Origin of the sequence: Limnobacter sp. SAORIC-690 (assembly GCF_002954425.1) — a bacterium.
GTDB classification, from domain to species: domain Bacteria; phylum Pseudomonadota; class Gammaproteobacteria; order Burkholderiales; family Burkholderiaceae_B; genus Limnobacter; species Limnobacter profundi.
The window spans coordinates 433,457-453,294 of record NZ_MQVZ01000001.1 but is presented as its reverse complement, the minus strand read 5'-3'; the positions used below and the strand labels follow the sequence as shown (position 1 = coordinate 453,294).

The 19,838-nt window shown below is 52.0% G+C and carries 15 protein-coding genes; 13 read left to right on the top strand and 2 right to left on the bottom strand.

Annotated elements, in window-relative coordinates; genetic code table 11:
* The first annotated feature begins 115 nt into the window (after window positions 1-115).
* From BSZ31_RS02030 to BSZ31_RS01970, 13 genes are all read left to right on the top strand, one after another.
* Window positions 116-2,260 (top strand): CocE/NonD family hydrolase, encoded by a 2,145-nt coding sequence (locus BSZ31_RS02030; protein WP_105027325.1) that lies wholly within the window; start codon window positions 116-118, stop codon window positions 2,258-2,260.
* 57 nt (window positions 2,261-2,317) lie between these two features.
* A complete protein-coding gene (locus BSZ31_RS02025) occupies window positions 2,318-2,977 on the top strand; it encodes a TetR/AcrR family transcriptional regulator (protein WP_105027324.1) in 660 nt (219 codons plus the stop codon).
* Between the two features lie 376 nt (window positions 2,978-3,353).
* The gene (locus tag BSZ31_RS02020; protein WP_105027323.1) at window positions 3,354-5,174 is read left to right on the top strand and encodes a DUF1302 domain-containing protein; all 1,821 of its coding nucleotides are present in this window, start codon (window positions 3,354-3,356) and stop codon (window positions 5,172-5,174) included.
* A 27-nt stretch (window positions 5,175-5,201) separates the two neighbouring features.
* On the top strand, window positions 5,202-6,569 hold the full coding sequence (locus BSZ31_RS02015; RefSeq protein WP_105027322.1) for a DUF1329 domain-containing protein: 1,368 nt from the start codon (window positions 5,202-5,204) through the stop codon (window positions 6,567-6,569).
* 71 nt (window positions 6,570-6,640) lie between these two features.
* Window positions 6,641-7,813, top strand: coding sequence for a YCF48-related protein (locus BSZ31_RS02010; protein ID WP_105027321.1), 1,173 nt, complete (start codon window positions 6,641-6,643; stop codon window positions 7,811-7,813).
* A 30-nt stretch (window positions 7,814-7,843) separates the two neighbouring features.
* Complete coding sequence (locus tag BSZ31_RS02005; protein ID WP_105027320.1) at window positions 7,844-10,183, top strand: RND family transporter; 2,340 nt, start codon at window positions 7,844-7,846, stop codon at window positions 10,181-10,183.
* A gap of 138 nt (window positions 10,184-10,321) precedes the next feature.
* Window positions 10,322-11,761, top strand: a complete 1,440-nt coding sequence (locus tag BSZ31_RS02000) for a coniferyl aldehyde dehydrogenase (protein ID WP_105027319.1) — start codon at window positions 10,322-10,324, stop codon at window positions 11,759-11,761.
* 13 nt (window positions 11,762-11,774) lie between these two features.
* The gene (locus BSZ31_RS01995; protein ID WP_105027318.1) at window positions 11,775-12,572 is read left to right on the top strand and encodes a ParA family protein; all 798 of its coding nucleotides are present in this window, start codon (window positions 11,775-11,777) and stop codon (window positions 12,570-12,572) included.
* 318 nt (window positions 12,573-12,890) lie between these two features.
* Window positions 12,891-15,119: a penicillin acylase family protein gene (locus BSZ31_RS01990; RefSeq protein WP_146106556.1), complete on the top strand. Its 2,229-nt coding sequence runs from the start codon at window positions 12,891-12,893 to the stop codon at window positions 15,117-15,119.
* A 45-nt stretch (window positions 15,120-15,164) separates the two neighbouring features.
* Complete coding sequence (locus BSZ31_RS01985; RefSeq protein ID WP_105027316.1) at window positions 15,165-15,788, top strand: ParA family protein; 624 nt, start codon at window positions 15,165-15,167, stop codon at window positions 15,786-15,788.
* A 104-nt stretch (window positions 15,789-15,892) separates the two neighbouring features.
* On the top strand, window positions 15,893-16,303 hold the full coding sequence (locus BSZ31_RS01980; RefSeq protein ID WP_105027315.1) for a response regulator: 411 nt from the start codon (window positions 15,893-15,895) through the stop codon (window positions 16,301-16,303).
* A 160-nt stretch (window positions 16,304-16,463) separates the two neighbouring features.
* Window positions 16,464-17,900: a pilus assembly protein TadG-related protein gene (locus BSZ31_RS01975; RefSeq protein ID WP_105027314.1), complete on the top strand. Its 1,437-nt coding sequence runs from the start codon at window positions 16,464-16,466 to the stop codon at window positions 17,898-17,900.
* 40 nt (window positions 17,901-17,940) lie between these two features.
* Entirely contained in the window at window positions 17,941-18,207 is a 267-nt protein-coding gene (locus BSZ31_RS01970; RefSeq protein WP_105027313.1) for a hypothetical protein, read from the top strand.
* Window positions 18,208-18,234: 27 nt separating this feature from the next.
* Here BSZ31_RS01970 and BSZ31_RS01965 read toward each other — a convergent pair whose 3' ends face one another.
* A complete protein-coding gene (locus BSZ31_RS01965; protein ID WP_105027312.1) occupies window positions 18,235-18,690 on the bottom strand; it encodes a hypothetical protein in 456 nt (151 codons plus the stop codon).
* Window positions 18,687-19,835, bottom strand: coding sequence for a hypothetical protein (locus BSZ31_RS01960; RefSeq protein ID WP_105027311.1), 1,149 nt, complete (start codon window positions 19,833-19,835; stop codon window positions 18,687-18,689). Before BSZ31_RS01960 ends, BSZ31_RS01965 begins: the two co-directional genes overlap by 4 nt.
* Window positions 19,836-19,838 lie beyond the last annotated feature (3 nt).

Genomic DNA, 19,838 nt, shown 5'->3' with positions numbered 1-19,838 from the left:
CGGCTTAGCGACACTTCGGGCGCATCTAAATCCTGTCATCTCCCGGTAACAAGTGGATATAAACACAAATCCACAAAGCCCAATTTACACAGGGCGGAGATGGCAGGAGACACTCATGACCGTAGTACCCTTCAGCAAACTATTGCTCGTTGCCCTTTTGGGCGCCACCTTGGGCCTTGCAGCCTGTGGCAGCGACGATGCTCCCTCGGGTGTGGCTGGCCCAAATAATCCCACTAACCCCAGCGAGGTGACGGAGCAGCCCGAGCTTGTTCTTTCCGGTTCCAAGAACCCGGACTTCGAAGACACTCTCCGCGACTTCACCGCCCCCGCTTGCAGCACCAATACTGAGCAGCCTCGTGAAGGCGGTGGCATTTACAGCGTTAACCTGCAATCCGCCAGTGGTCACAATATTGCATTTACCGTGTTTGAGCCTGCTAAATTCAACTGCGAAAAGGGCAATCCATTGGTTCTGGAAGGCCATGGTTACGGTGGTTCACGCGCAAACAGCCCACGTGGCATCATGGAAGACCTGATCGAAGCGGGCGCGGGTGTCATCAGTATCGATCAGCGTGGTTTTGGAGAGAGTGGTGGCTCTGTCCGCGTTCTGGATCCCGACTTTGAAGGGCAAGACCTGCTTCAAATTCTGGACTGGGCCGAGGCCAACCTGGACTGGCTGCGCTACGCCAAAGCCCAAAAGCCTGCGGGCGATCGCAAATTCAATATGGTGTTGGGCGCAACGGGGGGCAGCTACGGCGGTGGTTATCAATTGCTGATTCACAACATTGATCCACTGAAGCGGCTTGATGTACTGACTCCCGATATTGCTTGGAACGACCTGCGTTACAGCCTGAATCCCGGCGGTGCTTACGGAATTGAAAACTTTGAACCCGCCGAAGGCAATATCAAACCCACAGGCACCGTAAAATCGGGCTGGGCCTTGTTGTTGGTGGCCGGTGGAGAATCGGGCTCGCTGAGCCCCAAGTTGCAAGCAGGCGACCCTATGGCCGTGCAAACCAGTGGGCAAGACAATTTAATCCGCGAAACCCTGTTGCGTGGCGCTACTGCCAATCGTTTTCCGGAAGGTGCGCTCGAGTTTTTCCGTTACCACAGCCCAAGCTATTGGTGTGATGCTGAAGCAGCTGGTGCGCAAACCTTCCTTCAAAGTGAGGTGACACCCGGTTTGGCCCAGAAGAAGCCCGATCCTGTTGATATTCTTTTCACCCAGGGCTTTCGGGATACTCTGTTCAACTTCAACGACGCGTTCCACAATTTCAGTTGCTACCGAGCGCTTGAGGATGACAAAGGCAAAAAAGCGGATGTACGTTTGCTAACTCATCAAAGCGGTCATATTTTGCCCCTTTCACCATCGACGGTTCCCGGTCTCGCTGATCTGACTGAGCAGGGCGCACAAAATGGTCTCAATGAAATTGAGTTCCAAAAGCCAGGTGGCCCTTTTGCTTGTGGTGACCTGAGTATTCCAGAGGCCCAATTTGCATTCCTTGTTGAAAAGTTGTTTACGCCCCAGGAAGCTGCTGCGATCAAAAACGCCAGCGAATCCAATGCGTTCACAACCTTGGCCGCCAACAAAGGCAAAGTTTGCCTGAGCCTGAATGACGACGTAGGCCAGGGCACAGCCAGTGAAAATGCTGCAGTGTGGGTGAGCGAAAACACATTCTTCAGCAACCTGGGTCCACAAGCCAAGGGCCAGGCGACCAACAGCAATATTCAGCCTGTTGCCATTGATTTTACGCCAGGGGCAGATCCACTGAATGTGCTCACCAGTGCAGCAACTGGCATTCTGCGTTATCCGTTTGCACCTGCGGTGATGCCCATTGAATTGCCCGCCGGTGTGAATGTGGTGGCAGGTATTCCAACTGCGACCTTCGAAATCGCACCACCTGTGGATATGTTGATGAACCCTGTGTGTGGTCAAATTTATTCAGCCACGGCCATGTCACCCATTGGGTTGGCGGGTTTGGAGCCTGGCTGTGATCCCATGTTGTTCGTTGGGCTGGGCGTGAACAGAAATGGTGCTTGGCGCCTGATCGATGACCAAGTCACACCCGTTCGCGGTTTTGGCAAGCGCCATGTAGAAATGACCGGCGTGGCCGAACGTTTGGCTGAAGGCGAAACACTGGGTCTGCTGGTGTATGGCTACCACCCACAGTATTTGGCAACGGCCTCTCGCGACTTGGTCACGCCGCTGGTGGCACTGCGTGGCACTGTGAATTTACCCACATTACAAAATTTAATGCCATAATTCGGCTGTTAATTGATTACATGCAGCGCCCACTCCACGTGGGCGCTCTTATTTCCAGTGAAAAACCAAGCCAAAGCTGAAGCTATAGAAAATACCCAAGGTGTGCGCCCAGCCATGCAGGCGCGCAGTCTTCAAAAACGGCATGATCTTCTTAAGGCCGGGCGCAAGCTTTTACACACCCGCGTGCTTGAGGAAATTTCCATCAAAGACATTTGCACCGAAGCTGGTTGCACGGTGGGCTCGTTTTACAGCCGTTTTGAAGACAAAGAAAGCTACTTTGATGCCTTGATCGCCGAAAGCTGCCAAGAGCTCCTGATGAGCGCTGCCAGCCAGTTTGACGATCGCAACTGGGTTGGAGTGGACGGTAAATTGATCTGCGACGAAGTAGTCAGTTTTCTAGTCGGTATTTTTCAGGGTGAATACAGTTCAATCTTGACTGAAGCGTTTATTCGCGAATCCAAGGGCTTCATTGAATCCACTCCCATGCGCGATGTGGGTTTCGGTTTCATCACCACAGTTTCAAAGCCTCTGCTGCCGCACATCGACAGCGCCGTTCACCCAGATCCCTTGCGGGCCTTGGCTTTCGCCATTCAGGTGGTTTACGGTGCGCTTCACAATGCCCGCCTGCGCGACTCGGGCCCAATTAAATTCCGCACCCAGGAATTTGAAACGCGAATTCAGAATGTGGTAAGCCGATACCTCGGAATCGAGTCCTGACAAGCCCTGTAGTGAAATTACTACTAATTTGCGAGTATTGACAATTCGTGCAACATTTCATGTTACTCCGGTGGTACATTTTTAGATAAGGCGCTCTAAATTATTAAAACTGTAATTACGGTTTTATTTTTCGGAAAGCTGCTTTACACTAAGCAAAAAATTAGCAAAAAGCATCAATCAAGGTGCAATTACTGGAGGTGACATGTCTTATTTTTCTCAAGGTTCTCGAAGTTCCCCATAAGGTTGGTTCGCGCCTCTAGCAGGCCGGAACAACTATTCGATTTTTCAGTTGATTTTCCGACATCCTCGGTCTTGGGGCTGTTCGGCAATCGCAGGCGTGTTTCGTCTGCTGACTCGATGATTATTTGGGGGCTACATGAACAAACATTCTTTTACTAAAACAAGAACACACGTTGCCGTGCGCAACATGATTGCAGCGGGGCTGTTTGCCGCGGCTGTGATGCCTGTGCAGGCTGCCAATTTTCAAATTGGTGATTTCGACCTTAGCGTGAACTCCACCGTATCGGCGGGTACCAGTTTCCGTGTTGAGGGTCAGGATCGGGCGCTTTACTCCCCTGCAAATACTAATGCCGAAGGTATCAGAGGAACCGGCGCATCTAATACCGGAGATGACGGCAATTTGAACTTCCAGAAGGGCGACACCTTCTCGACCATTATCAAAGGCGTTCACGACTTTGAATTGAAGAAAGACAATTACGGTTTTTTCTCTCGCGTGAAGTGGTTCTATGACTACACGCTGAGCAAGAAAGACGTATTCCAAGGCCACGAGCCAACAGGCAATGCCCGTAATCAGCGCTTGGAAGACAGTGGTTTTAACCCCTATGCGCGTTTCGATGGTATCGATTTATTGGATGCTTTTGGCTACATTAACACCAATGTCGGCGGGATGCCGCTGGATCTCCGTTTGGGTAAGCAAGTGATCAGCTGGGGTGAAAGTACCTTCATTCTGAGCCCAATTGCCGGCTTGAATACGATTGACGTATCTGCGTTCCGCCGCCCTGGTGCTGAATTGAAAGAGGGTTTTACGCCGGCTGAAATGTTATACGCCAACTTAGGTCTGACTGACACCACTAGTCTGGAAGGCTTTGTGCAATTGAAATGGCGAAAGACGGTGCCTGAAGGTTGCGGTACCTATTTCTCGTCTTCTGATTTCACATCCGATGGATGTGGACGTCTTGCCTTTTTCCCTGGGGCCCCAGATTCTGCAAACTTCGCTTTGCAAGCTGGAAATCCTGCTCCTTTCAACTTAGCCCCAACCTTTGTAAACAGGGGAGTCGACCGTCAGCCTGATGACGGAGGGCAATTCGGTTTGGCGATGAGAACTTATGTGGATACCGTTGACACCGAATTTGGTGCTTACGCCATGCAATACCACAGTAGGTTGCCTCTTGTGAGTCTAAAGAAAAATACGACTGCATTACCTTTCGGACCAACGTCTGATGCAGCTTATGTGATTGACTACCCTGAGGATTTACAAGTATTTGGTCTGAGCTTCGCCACCAATGTGGGAGGTTGGGCCTGGTCTGGCGAGGCCTCTATGGTTAAAGACCTACCAGTTCAGATCAACGCGACAGATTTGTTGCGATCTGGCTTGAGCGGCGGTACGGATCCGCGAGCACCAGCGGCCCTCAATCAGAGAGTGGCGGGTACGGTGCCTGGTCAAATTGCAAACGGTTTTGATAGATTCGATGTGACGCAAATTCAAAATACTTTCATCAAAACTTTTGACCGAGCATTGGGTTCCAGTCAGGTGGTTTTTGTTGGTGAACTGGCAGCAGTATTCGTCGATGGTTTACCAGACATTCGTAACGGCGGTATCCGCTACGGTCGATCAGCGGTGTTTGGAGGCGCATCGGACGCTGGTAATAACTTCAATGGATTTGTGACTGATTTTTCTTGGGGTTATCGTCTTCGTACCCAGGCCACTTACCGGGATGTATTTTTGGGTACTGACCTGATCCCGAGTATTGCTTTCTCGCATGATGTGGATGGTTATTCACCCGAGCCAGGTCAGGCATTCAACGAAGGTCGTCAGTCCATTGGTTGGGGCTTGGGCTTTGAATTTGATGCCAACACCCGTGCATCAATCAACTACACCACGTTCACCAATGCAGCTGATTACGATGTACTTCGCGACCGCGATTTCATCTCTTTGAGCGCATCTTACTCATTCTAAGAACAGAGACACACTGGAGGAATTTTTATGTTGAAGTTTCAAACAAAGCTCACAGCACTGGCTCTGGCAAGCTTGTTTGCTGTTGGCACCGCGCAAGCGGCTGTCAGCGCGCAAGAAGCGGCAAAGCTGGGCACAACCCTGACTGAATTTGGTGCTGAAAAAGCGGGCAACGCCGCTGGCACCATTCCAGCCTACACCGGTGGCCTCACCAAGGCACCAGCAGGCTACAAGCCAGGGCAACACTTGGTAGACCCGTTTGCCAATGAGAAGCCTTTGTTCACCATCACCGGTGCCAACGCGGATCAGTACAAAGCCAACCTGTCACCAGGTCAGCTGGAAATGCTGAAAAAGTACCCCACATTCAAAATGAATGTGTACAAAACGCATCGCACCACGGCTTATCCTAAAAAGGTATTGGATGCAGCCAAGAAAAATGCCACAACAGCCAAAACAGAAAACAACGGCAACTCCGTTGTAGGTTTCGAGCAGGCCATTCCTTTCCCGATTCCACAAAATGGTGTTGAGGTGATTTGGAACCACTTGACCCGTTATCGCGGTGGTGCAGCCAAGCGCGATTTCGTGCAGGTACCTGTTGAGCGTGATGGCACTTTCATTATCAACCGCATTGAAGACACACTGGTGTTCCCTCGTAACCTGCCTAATTTTTACAAGGCTGGCGAAGATGACAACATCAACTTCTACTTCTATCAAATCTTGAAGAGCCCGGTTTCTGTGTCCGGCAACGTATTGCTGGTGCACGACACACTGGACCAGGTTACTGAAGGTCGCCGTGCATGGCAGTACAACGCGGGTCAGCGTCGTGTTCGTCGCGCACCTCAAGTGGCCTACGACTCACCAGGTACAGCGGCTGACGGCTTGCGTACAACCGACAACTACGATTTGTTCAATGGCGCGCCAGACCGTTATGAGTGGAAGTTGAAAGGCAAGAAGGAAATGTACATTCCGTACAACTCCTATCGTTTGGCCAGCAACAAGCTGACTTACAAGGAAATCCACCAGCCACTGCACATGAACCCAGAGCACCTGCGCTATGAGTTGCACCGCGTGTGGGAAGTGGAAGCAACCTTGAAGAGCGATGCACGCCATATTTACGCCAAGCGTGTATTCTTCGTGAACGAAGACAACTGGCAAGCCTCCATCATCGATCACTACGATGGCAAGGGCGCATTGTGGCGCGTGGCTGAAGCCCACAACATTCAGTACTACAACGAAATGGTTCCTTTCTACGCTGCTGAAGTCTTGTACGACTTGCAAGCGGGCCGTTACCTCACCATTGGTTTGACCAATGAAGCAGAACAGCCCTTCGTATTCGACTTCACACCAGACCGCGCCAACTACACGCCGGCTGGCCTGCGTCGACTCGGCGTTCAGTAATAGCTAAGTAAATTCAGGCTACAAGGGGGCATGGTCCCTTTGTAGCCTTTTTTAATTTCAAAGGATCTTCAATGTTTCTCCGGAATCGTTTTTCCAACAAGGCGGCTTCCACGCTGCTACTGGGTGCCATGCTGTGCGCAGGTTTGATCACCTATGGCAGTTTGTCGACAGCCAAAGTTGACCTGCTTCAAATACCTGCAATTCCGAGCGTGAATGCAACCCGTTCCCTGCTGATTGATGTCGAGCGTGTCGGTAAAAATCTGTTTGCGGCGGGCGAGTTCGGTCAAATTTTGAAAAGCGAAGACAACGGACAAACCTGGACTGCAGGCAAGGTGCCTGTGTCAGTGACCTTGACCTCGGTGGCCTTTGCGAATGAGGCCGTGGGTTATGCAGTGGGTCACGACGGTGTAGTACTGAAAACTGAAGATGGTGGTGTGAACTGGGTCAAGTTGATCGATGGTGGAACCATTAATCAGTTTGTGCTCGATATCGCGCAAGCCAAGGCAGATGCCTTGCAAGAACAAGTGGACAACCTTCCTGAGAACGCACCCGCAGATGTGCGCGAGGCATTGGAAGTGGCCGCCGAAGAAGCTGCATTTGTGGTGGACACAGCGCAAGGCGACCTTGAAGTGGGCCCCTCCAAGCCACTGCTGGATGTGATTGTGAACGGCAATGGCAATGTGTTTGTGGCTGGCGCTTATGGTCAGTTGCTGAAAAGTACCGACCAAGGTGCAAGCTGGGTTTATCTGGGCGACCGCACCAACAACCCCAACAACTATCATTTGAACACCATGCTGCTTTCCAAAACCGGAGAAATCTGGGTGGCTGGTGAGCAGGGTACAGTGTTGGTGAGCGCTGATGAAGGCGAAACCTGGACCAACAAAAAAATCGATTACGACGGCTCGGTGTTTGCTTTGATGGAGGCGCCCGACACCCGCACTGTAGTCGCCGTTGGCTTGCGTGGCCACGCATTCCGCTTGCCTTTTGGCGGTGAGCAATGGGAAGAAGTGAATACCAACCTGCGAGAAACCTTTAGCGGCGCAACCGTGCTGGCCGATGGTTCGATGGTGGTGGTGGGTTCGCGTGGAATTTTGGCGCGAAGTACAGACGACTTTCGCTCCATTCAGGTCACTCGTCGAACAGATAAGTTACCCTCAGCCAGTGTGGTGCAGCTAAATGATCAAGAAATTCTGTTGGCGGGTCTGCGTGGTTTCAAAACCTTGCCCCTGTCTGAATTCAAATAAACGGACCCAACACACGGACGCAACACAACAATGACTTCTCCAGACTCAACAAAAACCAAAGCCCCTTTGGCCGAGCGATTGATTTTCAGTAAACGCCCCTTGGTCATGTTGCTGATGCTGATCGCAACAATCGTGCTGGCCTGGCAGGCCACGCAACTGAAAGTGGCGGCCAGCTTTGAAAAAATGATTCCAACCAACCACGAGTATGTGGTCAACTTTCTTGAAAACCGTGCTGATCTCACCAGTCTCGGCAACGTGGTACGCGTCACGGTACAAACCAAGGAAGGTGATATTTTCAACGCCGAATACCTTGAAACACTGAAGCAGGTGACCGACAAGGCCTTTTACATTCCTGGTGTGAATCGTCCGGAAATGGCATCGCTTTGGACTGCCAACGTGCGTTGGACTTCGGTGACTGAGGAAGGCCTTGAGGGTGGGCAGGTCATTCCTGCCACCTACAACGGTGATGCTGAAAGCATCGCACTGGTGCGCCAGAACGTTGAGCTTTCCGGGCAAATTGGTCGCTTGGTGGGCAACGACTTCAAAAGCACAATTGTGTATCTGCCTTTGCTGGAAATTAATCCTGAAACAGGCAATCGGCTGGACTATAAAGAGTTCTCCGAGCGAATCGAAACCGAACTTCGCAATGAGTTTAATTCCGACAAAATTGAAATCCGCGTCACTGGTTTCGCGAAAATTGTAGGTGACCTCATTGAAGGTGCAACACAGGTGGTGATGTTTTTTGGCATCGCGGTGCTCATCACCTTGGTCATGTTGTTTTTCTATTCCCGCAGCATAAAAAGCACCTTGGCCACACTGGCCTGTTCAATCACTGCTGTTATTTGGCAGTTGGGCTTGCTCAATGCCATGGGCATGGGGCTTGATCCTTACTCCATGTTGGTGCCTTTTCTGGTGTTCGCGATCGGCGTTAGCCATGGTGTACAAATTGTGGGTGCCATCGCCCACAAGCAAGGTGAGGGGCACAACAGGCTAGACTCAGCCCGTTTGGCCTTCCGTGGCTTGTACATTGCCGGTCTAACTGCGCTGGTGTCGGATGGTTTCGGCTTTGCCACCTTGATGGTGATCGACATTCCCGTGATTCGAGATTTGGCCATCGCTGCGTCGGTGGGTGTTGCGGTCATCATTCTCACCAACCTGGTCTTGCTGCCCTTGATCATGAGCTACGTCGGTGTCGACGAAAAGGCGGTGGCGAAGTTGCAGCAAGAGGAATCTGGCAGCAACAAGTTGTGGCACTTTCTGGCTGGTTTTGCACAGGCCAAAATGGCCAAAGGTGCATTGGCGGTTGCTTTGGCCTTGTTGGCGGTGGGCCTGTGGGGCAATGCCAACGTACAAATTGGTGACCTTGACAAAGGTGCCCCCGAGTTGCGCGCGGATTCGCGCTACAACCTGGACAACGCGTATGTGACCGACAACTACTCGACAAGTACTGATGTATTTGTGGTCATGGTTGAAACCGAGATGGACGGTTGTATCAAGTACAACACGCTGGCGGCTGTGGATTTGTTCCAGTGGACCATTGAACAGGTACCCGGGGTGCAAAGCAGTATTTCTCTGGCCGACCGTTCCAAGTTCGTCATCAGTGCTTACAGCGAAGGCGACTTGAAATGGAATGCATTGAACCGAAACCAGTTTGTGTTGAACGGCACCATCAGTGGCATGAACCTCTCTGACGGTTTGTTCAGTTCTGACTGTTCTTTCATGCCAATCATTGTGTTCCTTGAAGATCACAAAGCCGACACCTTGAAGCGTGTCGTGGCTGCAGCCGAAGACTTTATTGCCAAGAACGACACTGGTGATGCTGTGTTTAAACTCGCAGCGGGCAACGCCGGTATTGAAGCAGCGACCAATGAAGTGGTGGAGCGCGCCCAAACCGAGATGCTGATCTGGGTTTACGGTGTGGTGGCTATTCTGGTTTGGCTGGCCTTCCGTTCGGTGCGCACTGTTATTTGTATCATCGCGCCCCTGGCGCTCACCTCCCTGTTGTGTTCAGCGCTGATGGTCGCACTGGGCATTGGCGTGAAAGTGGCTACTTTGCCGGTGATTGCGCTGGGTGTCGGCATTGGTGTGGACTACGGCATTTACATCTATGGCAAGCTTGAGGAGTACTTGAAAGAGGGTATGCCATTTGCTGACGCTTACTTCGAGACCTTGAAGTCCACTGGTAAAGCCGTGGTATTTACCGGTCTTACCCTGGGCATCGGTGTGGCCACCTGGGCATTCTCGCCCATCAAGTTCCAGGCTGACATGGGCTTGCTGCTCACCTTCATGTTCTTGTGGAACATGGTGGGTGCTGTAGTCTTCCTGCCCGCTTTGGCCTACTTCCTTGATCGCCGCGGTGAGAAGGTGTAGTTTTTGTAAGTAATTAGTAAGTTATTGAAAAAACGGGCTTTATCGGCCCGTTTTTTCATTTCAACACAGTTCATTTGAGGGGGTTGTGTACAACTGTTAGCGCCCTCACAATCAAACCTCATTGATATGGAGAGTTGATTGTTGGATCGAGTCGATAACCTACAACTGGTCAGTGGACGATTGCAGGATGTGTTCGATTGCCAACAGCGAACCTATCGGGCCAATCCCCACCCCAGCAAACAAGAGCGAGTCAGCAACCTCGAATTGCTTGAAGAAATCATTCTTCGCAATGAAAGTGAGTTGATCGACGCCATGTCGGAAGACTTCGGCCATCGTTCCCGCCACGAATCAACCATGCTCGACATCGTCAGTAGCCTGTCTGCTGTCAGGCACAGTCGCAAGCATGTGGGTTTGTGGATGAAGCCACGCAAAGTGCCCACGCCACTACAACTTCGCCCGTCGGTCTCGTATATCAAACCCCAGCCTTTGGGCGTTATTGGCATTATTACACCGTGGAATTTTCCGGTGTATCTCAGTTTTGCAGGCCTGGCTTCAGCGCTGGCTGCGGGCAATTGCTGCATGCTGAAACCCAGCGAGTACAGCCCGAGAACCTCGGCACTCATGGCCCGATTGCTAGAAAACAATTTCGGTGAAGAGCACGTGGCCGTGATCGAGGGTGATGAAACTGTTGCAGAGGCTTTTTCTCGCCTGCCTTTTGACCATTTGTTGTTCACAGGTTCGCAAAGGGTAGGGCGTCTGGTGGCCAAGGCGGCAGCCGAGAACCTGACCCCGGTGACCCTGGAAATGGGGGGGAAGTCCCCCTTGATTGTTGCGCCCAGCGGCAATGTGGCGCAGGCCGCTGCATGTGCAGCTCACGGTAAAATGATCAATGCGGGGCAGGTGTGCGTAGCACCCGATTACGCCATGTTGCATGAAAGTCAGCTCAGGCGCTTCATCTCCGAGGTCAAGCGAGCCTCCCACAAACAATATCCCACTATTCGAAACAATCCCGACGTGTCGTGCGTCATCAACTCCAAGCACATGGCGCGTTTGCGCGATCTCGTAGACGATGCCCGGAAAAAGGGGGCTGAAATCATCGAGATTAATCCGGCTCACGAGGTGTTCGAGCCAGCAGCCAAAAAGTTTCCTTTAACCCTCGTCATCAATCCAAGTGCGGATATGCGCGTGATGCAGGAAGAAGTATTTGGCTCCATTCTGCCAATTCTGGCGTATCGGACACTCGAGGAGGCTGTGGCTCAGGTGCAATCCAAAGAAAGAGCGATTGCGCTTTATTTGTTTGCCAGCAAACAGGCTGAAAAGGAACTGGTATTGAGTCAAACCGTGTCGGGTGGTGTCACGGTAAACGACGCCATGTGGCATGTGCTGAACGATCACATGCCATTTGGCGGAGTGGGTGCCAGTGGTATGGGTGCCTATCACGGTTTGGTGGGGTTCAATGCCATGTCTCAACTCAAACCGGTCTTGGAGCAATCCAGATTCAACGCTGCGCCCCTGCTTCGCGCTCCCTATGGCACAGTGTTCGAAAAAGTTGTTACAGTATTGAAAAAAATCGTCTAAAGGGAGTGTTTACATGCGTCGGGTGGTCTTCAACCAAAAAGGTGGGGTTGGCAAATCCACCATTACCAGCAACCTGGCGGCGATTTCAGCCAACAGTGGCTTGAAAACCCTGTTGATCGATCTTGATCCGCAAGGCAATAGCACTCAATACATTATGGGTCGAGGCTCGGCGCCCCTTGAATATTCCCTGGCTGATTTTTTCGATCAAGCCTTGAACTTCAAAATTCGCCCCAAAAAAAGCGCTGAATTTGTGGTTGAAACACCCTATGAGAATCTTGATTTGCTCGGTAGCCACCCCGCACTTGAAGAGCTACAGGTGAAGCTTGAATCTCGCTACAAAATTTTCAAGCTGCGCGAAGCGCTCGATGAACTAAAAGGTCAATATGACCGTGTTTATATCGACACGCCCCCCGCTTTGAACTTCTTCTCGCGCTCTGCGCTTATTGCGGCTGATTCAGTGCTCATTCCTTTCGATTGTGATGAATTCTCTCGTCGAGCCTTGTACAACCTCATGGATGCGCTTAATGAAATACGCGCCGACCACAACCCCGCGCTTGAGGTGGAGGGCATTGTGGTCAACCAGTTTCAGCCCCGCGCAAGCCTGCCGCAAAAACTGGTGGCTGAATTGTTGGAGGAGGGGCACCCGGTGTTGAACACCTGCTTGTCCTCTTCCGTGAAAATTCGTGAAAGCCACGAGGCGGCCAAGCCGATGATTCATTTCATGCCCGCGCACAAGCTTAGCCAGGAATTTGTCGCCATGCACACTGAGATCGAGGCGGCCGCTGCAAAGCGCAAAAAGAAAGTGGCGTAATCTTCTTCAAGCCCTTTCTGTCATATCCCTGCAACCTGAGGGCTGCACACTCACACTTTGACGTGAATTCAATGTGAGTGTGTTCAATGCGCCAAGCCATGGTTTGGGTTAACAAGCTGGGTGGGCAGTTCAAAGCGGCCCGCCAACAGCGCCTTCAGAAGAAACTCCAGAAACGCTTGGGGAAACTGGTTTCCTACGGCCTCTCTTAAGGGTTGCCTCAGGAGTATCTACAATCCTTCAGCCTGACCTGTTTTGCTCAAATCCCTAGGTCCTTCCCAAAACCCCCTGCTTCGCAAACTCGCGCGGGGGCTGGCCCGCTTGTCCAGCTCCATGGGCTGGTTGTCAGTTCGCTATCCCACCTACACACTTGAAGACCGGCTGCAACAATTCAAGGCTTTAAGCTTGCCGTTTCCTGCGGGCACATTCATTCGATTCAACGAATTTTTTGTGCCCTACGTTTTTTCTGGTTCGGACCGCGATGGTGCTTTCGCACTGGGCACAATCACAGAGTTTCAACGTGGCCCGCAGTTGCAGTTCCTGAAGCGCCTTGCTCAAGGCCGCCTGGCTGAAATGGGTGGGCGTGGCTTTGTCGACATGGACCACCTGATTCGCTTGCTCAATTTTGGCCGTGCCGCACCTGAGATTTGGTCCAATATGCCCAAAAGCAGCCAGGAATGGGTCGAAGGCTTTGTGGCTGGGTTGAACTGTGTTCAAGCCCAGCGCAAGCGTGGGGTCGATGAAAAGTTTTTGGGCATTCAACCTGAACCGTACACCCCTTTGGATATTTTGCTGTTTGGGCGGCTGGCGGGCGCCGATGTGAACTGGCCTATTTATTTCTCGCTGATTGAGCATCGCCTGTCGGGTGACTTCATCGAATGCTGGAACCGGCTTCGCCGAGTGGGGGCAGGTGTGCCCACCAGTTTCGACAGTCCGAATTCCGGCAAGCCCAGCACAGCCCAGCAAATTGGCGAGTTTCTGAATAGTCTCTCTCGTTCTGGCAGCAATTCAATCGTGGTACATGGCACACGCACACAAAGCGGCAAGCCGCTCATGGTGAACGACCCCCACCTGGGTCAGCACTTGCCCAATGTGTGGATGATGGTGGGGCTGCGCACGCCCACTTACCAGTGTGTGGGTTTGATGTTTCCGGGCGTGCCCATACTGGGCCTTGGGAGAAACCCAAACCTGGCTTGGGGCGGCACCAATTTGCGTGCCGCATCGTCAGATCTGGTGCGCCTGGACGACAGCACCTTGCACAATACGCCCGAGCAGGTGGTAAAAATTCGGGTCCGCTTTTCATGGTCTCGAACTCGAAAACTCAGGTTCTCCCCCCATGGCCCTGTGCTTACAGATTGCGCGGCTTTGGGGCGTTTGTGCGGCAAAGACAACCTGGCGTTGCGTTGGGCAGGGCACTGGCCTACCGATGAAATCACCAGTTTTTTGCAGGGCATGCAGGCGCAGAAGGTAGAACAGTTGCAGCAAGCCATGCATGGCGTGGGCGTCACTCCGCTCAATGTGCTGGGGGCTGATACGGCTGGAAATATTGGTCATGTGTTGGCAGCCACCTTGCCCAAGCGGCCCGGTTTCCCGGAAGACGATTGGGTGTTGGCCGAGTCTATGGCCAGTGAACACTGGTCGGTGCAGGTGTGTGCCCGCGATTTCCCCAGTGTGATCAACCCGGCGGCTGGTTTTATTGTGTCTGCCAACAACCGGCCTTCAGAGGTAACCGGCTTGGGGTTTCTGTTCAATGGTGACGATCGCGTCATGCGGGCGCGCGCCTTGTTCAATTCTCAAAAGCGATTAAGTCCACACGCTTTGCTGTCACTGCAATTGGATGTTACTTCACCGCTGGCCGATCAATTGTCGAGTCAACTGGCCGAATTTTGCCGCCCCTACTTGCGCAACAGTGAACAGGCTGTGTTGTGCAATTCAATTGATTTGTGGGGTGGTGCCTACACCGCCGACAGTTTTGCCGCGCTTCAATTCGAATTTTTATTGGCTGCGTTGGTAAAGCAACTGTCAGTTTTGCGCTACGCGGGCCGAACACCCAGCCTCATGGATCAATGGTCTTATCTGTCAGCCTGTTTGATGGAAGACCTTGAAAATCTCACCGACGCGGAGCGGGCTAAAATTGTGTCGCTGTGTGTGGACGAGGCAAACCGCAAGGCTCAGCATTGGCAACTTTGGGGTAATTTGCACAAAATCCGCTTGCGTCATGTGCTTGGGCATGTGCCTTTGCTGGGTAAGTTGTTTTCTTCGAAATCGTTTCCTGCTGCGGGTTCCCGGGAAACCTTAATGAAAAACGCACACAACTTGATTCGGGGTTTTGATGAGACCAGCTACGGTTCTCAAAGTCGGCACCTCTCCGACCTTTCCGATCCCGATGAAAATTATTTTGTGCTGCTGGGTGGGCAAGACGGCTGGGTGGGAAGCCAATTATTGACTGATCAAATTCCACTGTGGCAAACCCGGCAAAGCATTCAAATGCCGTTGCGGCCAAGCCGCATCGAACAACTTTTTCCCCACTGCATCGGCAGGTTAGAATAAATTCTCGATATTGCTTTAATTTCCTATTGCACAGGATGTCCACCCATGAAAACCATCATCATTAGCAGCCGCAAAGGCGGGGCTGGGAAAACAACGCTTTCCTTGAATCTTTCTGCCTTGGCCAGCCAGCAGGGCAAAAAGAAAGTGGCTTTGCTTGATCTGGATCCCCAGGGTTCCAGCCGCTTTTGGGATTCATTGCGTGAAGCCGATTATCCAGATGTACGAAAGGTGGGTTTCAATGACATCGTGATTGCGCTTTCCGAACTTGAGGACGAGGGCTATGACTATGTGTTTATTGACATGCCTCCGACGGACAAGAAATGGGTGAAAGACGCCATGGAGCACGCAGACCTGGTGTTGATTCCAACCAAGGCTAGTCCGCTGGATATTCACAGCGCAAGCAGCACACTGGAGTGGGCATCAGACGCTGGTAGCAAAGTAACCTGGGTCATCAACGGTGCTTCTGTGTTCAGTAGCACCCCGGAAATCGTGTTTGAACAGCTCAAGGCCACTGCCAAAATTTGTCGCACTATTGTGCATGAGCGCAACGACTTTGTGATCAGTGTCGGCTTGGGTAAATCGGTCAATGAATTCGCGCCGAATTCCAAATCGGCTGCGGAAATTGACAGTTTGTGGCGGGAAATCAAGGCCATGCTTGGCAGGGCCTGAGCTCGTGGTCTAAATCAGGGCCTGCACCAAAACGGGCCTTTTCATCGTCGTGTTTCTGGCACCTTAATTGCTAAATAACTTCCAGACATCAAAGGGAGGGGGCAATGACTACGGTGCTCATCGTCGATTCAAACAAGGACTCACGCTTGGCGCTGGAAGCTCAATTAACGGCATCCAATCAGTTCGAGCGTGTGCTGTCCTGCCCGGGCTTGCAGCTCGCGGAAAACTCAATTCATCAATATGAAGTAAAAGTCATGTTGATTGATGCGGAGCAAGCCAGTCAATCCCCGCTGCTTCACCAAATCAAGGCCAACAATCCCGAATTGGGTGTTGTTTTGCTGCAAGGCAAAACAGGTGTTATTGACGCCGCCACTTTGATTGAACTGGGCGCGCATGCGCAAACCTCTCCGCTGGCTGCTCCCATGGAAATCATCGCCAGTGTGGCCAAAGCATTGGTTGGTCGCCTCAAACCCAGCAAACGAATACTTGGCAAGTTCCTCAAAGACAGCAAATAAGCCGGTACTGAAAACACGATCTGAATGCGGATTTCCCGCCAGCTTCGGATATCAAATTGATGGTTTTTCATGCAAAATCAAGCTTGTTCGCCATTGCAGCATTGACATGTCCACACAACATTCCAGGTTCGTTTTAGTGTCGTCCCGCCAGCGCGGAGCCATGACCATTCTCACAGTATTCATCATGCTGATGACCGTGGGTGCCTTGGCCGTGTTGGGTTTGGGGCAAGTGGTGTGGGAGAAGGAGGAAGTGCAACGTATTGCTGATCTGGCCGCCAAGGCGGCTGCCAGCGACATAGGCAACGCCCCTCAAGGCTTCACCGCGGCTGTTGATTATGCAAGGCGCAATGGCCTTGACGACAGCACTGACAATATCTCGATCAATTGCAATGTCAGGGGCACAGATACCTTGCTGCCAGCCAACGCTTGCGACCGTTCCGTGTTGGTGCGTCTGGTGCGTAATGTGCCCGCTGCGTTTCTGGGCACAGAACCGGTTGTGGCCGTGGCTGAAGCCACTGTCACCCCGGTGATCTCGGGTTTGGTGGGTACCAATTTATTGGCTTTGAATTTGAATGGATCAAGTTTGTCACCCTTGATGAGCGCCATCGGTACCGAATTGCGCTTGAATTTGTTGGGGTTTCAGGGCCTGTTGGCGTCAAACGCCCAGGTGGACTTGCTGCAATTGGGCGTTGAGTTGGGCGTGTTTGGAACTGGTGATCAACTGGACATGGCGCGTTTATTGAACACCGAGGTTACCGCTGCCCGCCTGCTGGATGCTGCACTGAGTGTTGCAGGTCCGGAGGCTCCAGTCATTGCAATTCCTGGCAATGGTCCGGCAGACACAGTCGACTTTTTGCTCAGTGAAATATTGTCCGCGGATACCAGTGGAGACTCCGAGTTTGCCGGCGCCTCGGTTCGCTTGGGTAATTTGGCCTTCGCCTCCAGCTTCGCCGCGGCAAGTGGGGTGGGTGGGAATGGCATTCGCCTTAATTTGGGTAACACCCTGAATGTTTCAGTGCTGAGTCCCCCCCAGTTGTTTGTCGCTACCAAGCGGAACACGGATGGGAGAGTAATCGCTACGGCACGTACAGAACAAGTTGCGGTTTCGAGCCGAATTGGTGTGCTTGATTTAACCGTGACTGCCGGTGGTGGCTCCGTCGATATCAAAGACATTGACTGCAAGCTGCCTCAGTCCGATTCTTCGGTTGCAGTTGATCTGGATTCGACCCCAATCGCTGCTGCGCTGCGCTTGCCCTCTTTGCCTCTGTTGGGGCAACGTACAGTGAATGCGAATGTGGGCAGTGGCAGCGCAAATGATATCGCCATGGTGGGCTATCCAGATCCAACCGTGACCACTTCCTACAGCTTTGAGGCTTCCCAGGGCGTTGGCAATTTGCTGACCAATTTGAATACCGGTGTGAATGCCCTGAACGGAATTCTCAACGTACTCGCCACTAACCCGGTTTTGCGGGCTGGTTTGAACTCGTTGGGCAGCAGTCTTGATGAAATTCTTGAAGTATTGGGGCTGGAAGCCAATGAAGTTTATGTTCAAGTCGATAACATGGATTGCTTTAACACGGCAGTGCTGACCCGTTGAGTTACACTTTCCCCTACATCAACAAAAGTGGGGCACACTCATGGGCGAACAACGGGTTTGGTACGGGCTTCAAGCGGGCTTGGTGGTTTTTTGGCTGATCGTTCCATTGGTGGGGTTGCTGGGTTTTCATGTTCCCTTTCTCACAATTTTTGCAGCCATCATCTTGCTGGCGCATGTGCTTGAAATTCCACTGGCTATTAACCGCCTTCGCGCACTGAACCTGCCTGTGGGCAAAGTGGTATTGAAAACACTGGTGTTTGGTTTCACGTGGTGGCTGCCCTTGAGCAAAGGCTACACCAAAGAATAAAAAGATCGTACCAATCTGATTTTTGCCTTATTTCAGGCGAATCACTTTCAAGCCATCTGGCAGTTTCGGTTTGGTGCCCGGTGGCACCCACACATAGCCAATTCCATCAGGCTGTTCTTTCAATGTCGCGAACAGCTCTTCTTTGCTATCGACCTCCGCTGGTGGCGTGCCCTGCCCAGTGTATCGGCGTACATGCCAGTAGCCCGTGTAGTCCAGCTCATTTAAATTCATGATGCGCTGTAAAAACTCATCACGATCAGCTGTGCCCGGGGCTGTATTCAGCGGCGTCAGGCGGTGCCCATTCACCTGGCTTAAACGGCCTTTGTAAATGCTGCGCAGTTCACGAATCGCGATTTCATTCACCGGGTGGCTTGCCGACGACACCACATACACCTCAGCCGAGGCGGCACCAACCACCCCCAACATCAAATACAGGGCAATTGATGCAGCGGCCTTCACAAAACTGGTCGTGCGCGCAATCATTGCCACACCCAGTTGTAAGACACGCTCAGGAAATTGAACGTGGTGTTGGGAATGCGGTTGTCAGACAACTGCGGTCGAGTATTTTTTTCCACCACATGTTGAATTTCTGCTTTGAGCGAGTCAGATGCACTCAGCGCATACTTTCCACCAATCGCGATCGAGTACTGGTCATCAAATTCGGAAATGAACCGGCCCAAGCTGGTGTAAATCGCATGCTGCCCACCAATTTTACGAATCAGTGTGAGGTTGCCACCATGCTCTTCAAACTCGGGAGTGTCCACGATAATAACTTGTGGTCCAAAGTCAGGAATTACGCCTTTGTTGGTAGATGAAAATTCGAGTTGGCTTAATTCCGCACGAAGCGTGTAGCGTTGCCAGTCGTACTCTGCACCCAAGTTGGTGAAATGTAGTCTCGCATTGAGCGAGCCTCCAACCACCCGTCGCCCGTTGAACTGGCGTATTTCCCGATCCAGCTGTGATTCATGATGTGCAAGTTGCAATCGGTATCGGTCACCATCTACACCGATGACAAAACCGGCCACTTCATATCGATTGGTTGGAAAATCTGCTGTGGTATTGGATAAGCGTTGAATAATATCCCTGTTGCCGGCGATTGCCTGCAGCCGCCAATAACGGCCACCAGTGTCTTCAAACTGGTAGCTCGCTGAAAATCCATCTGTGCCAAGAACACCCGCGTTGTAGTAGATTTCGGGGCTTAAATTCGCGGGTACATAGGTTTGGCCAACGTCCAGATTCTCGGAATCCAGATAAAAATTCAGTCGCTGGCGGCCAACCTTAAAGCTCCAGTTGTCATTGGGCTTGTAGGTGACGAAAGCCCAGCGGGTGTCAATTTCAACGTCTTCGTCGTTGTCCAGCTTCGGTGCAACAACATATTGAACGGTCGCACTGAGTTGGGGATTGAACTTGACATCCAGCTGCGCCCCCAAAATCGAGTTGACTTTGAAGGTGCCGTCTTCGTTGATGAATCGCAGGTATTTCTGCTCGTTGTCGCCCAGTGTGTATTGAACAGTGCCGAATCCGCTAAGCGAATAATCCACCGCCATGGCTTGCCCATGGGCGAGCGCAAGGCCCGTGGCGAGTACCACGGCCTTTAGCAATTTGGGCAATGTGAGGGCAAGGTTCAAAAG

Excerpts from the sequence above, each read along its gene's own strand:
- BSZ31_RS02030 (WP_105027325.1), top strand. The coding sequence starts at position 116 with ATGACCGTAGTACCCTTCAGCAAACTATTGCTCGTTGCCCTTTTGGGC.
- BSZ31_RS02020 (WP_105027323.1), top strand. The coding sequence starts at position 3,354 with ATGAACAAACATTCTTTTACTAAAACAAGAACACACGTTGCCGTGCGC.
- BSZ31_RS02015 (WP_105027322.1), top strand. The coding sequence starts at position 5,202 with ATGTTGAAGTTTCAAACAAAGCTCACAGCACTGGCTCTGGCAAGCTTG.
- BSZ31_RS02010 (WP_105027321.1), top strand. The coding sequence starts at position 6,641 with ATGTTTCTCCGGAATCGTTTTTCCAACAAGGCGGCTTCCACGCTGCTA.
- BSZ31_RS02005 (WP_105027320.1), top strand. The coding sequence starts at position 7,844 with ATGACTTCTCCAGACTCAACAAAAACCAAAGCCCCTTTGGCCGAGCGA.
- BSZ31_RS01995 (WP_105027318.1), top strand. The coding sequence starts at position 11,775 with ATGCGTCGGGTGGTCTTCAACCAAAAAGGTGGGGTTGGCAAATCCACC.
- BSZ31_RS01985 (WP_105027316.1), top strand. The coding sequence starts at position 15,165 with ATGAAAACCATCATCATTAGCAGCCGCAAAGGCGGGGCTGGGAAAACA.
- BSZ31_RS01980 (WP_105027315.1), top strand. The coding sequence starts at position 15,893 with ATGACTACGGTGCTCATCGTCGATTCAAACAAGGACTCACGCTTGGCG.
- BSZ31_RS01975 (WP_105027314.1), top strand. The coding sequence starts at position 16,464 with ATGACCATTCTCACAGTATTCATCATGCTGATGACCGTGGGTGCCTTG.
- BSZ31_RS01970 (WP_105027313.1), top strand. The coding sequence starts at position 17,941 with ATGGGCGAACAACGGGTTTGGTACGGGCTTCAAGCGGGCTTGGTGGTT.
- BSZ31_RS01965 (WP_105027312.1), bottom strand. The coding sequence starts at position 18,690 with ATGATTGCGCGCACGACCAGTTTTGTGAAGGCCGCTGCATCAATTGCC.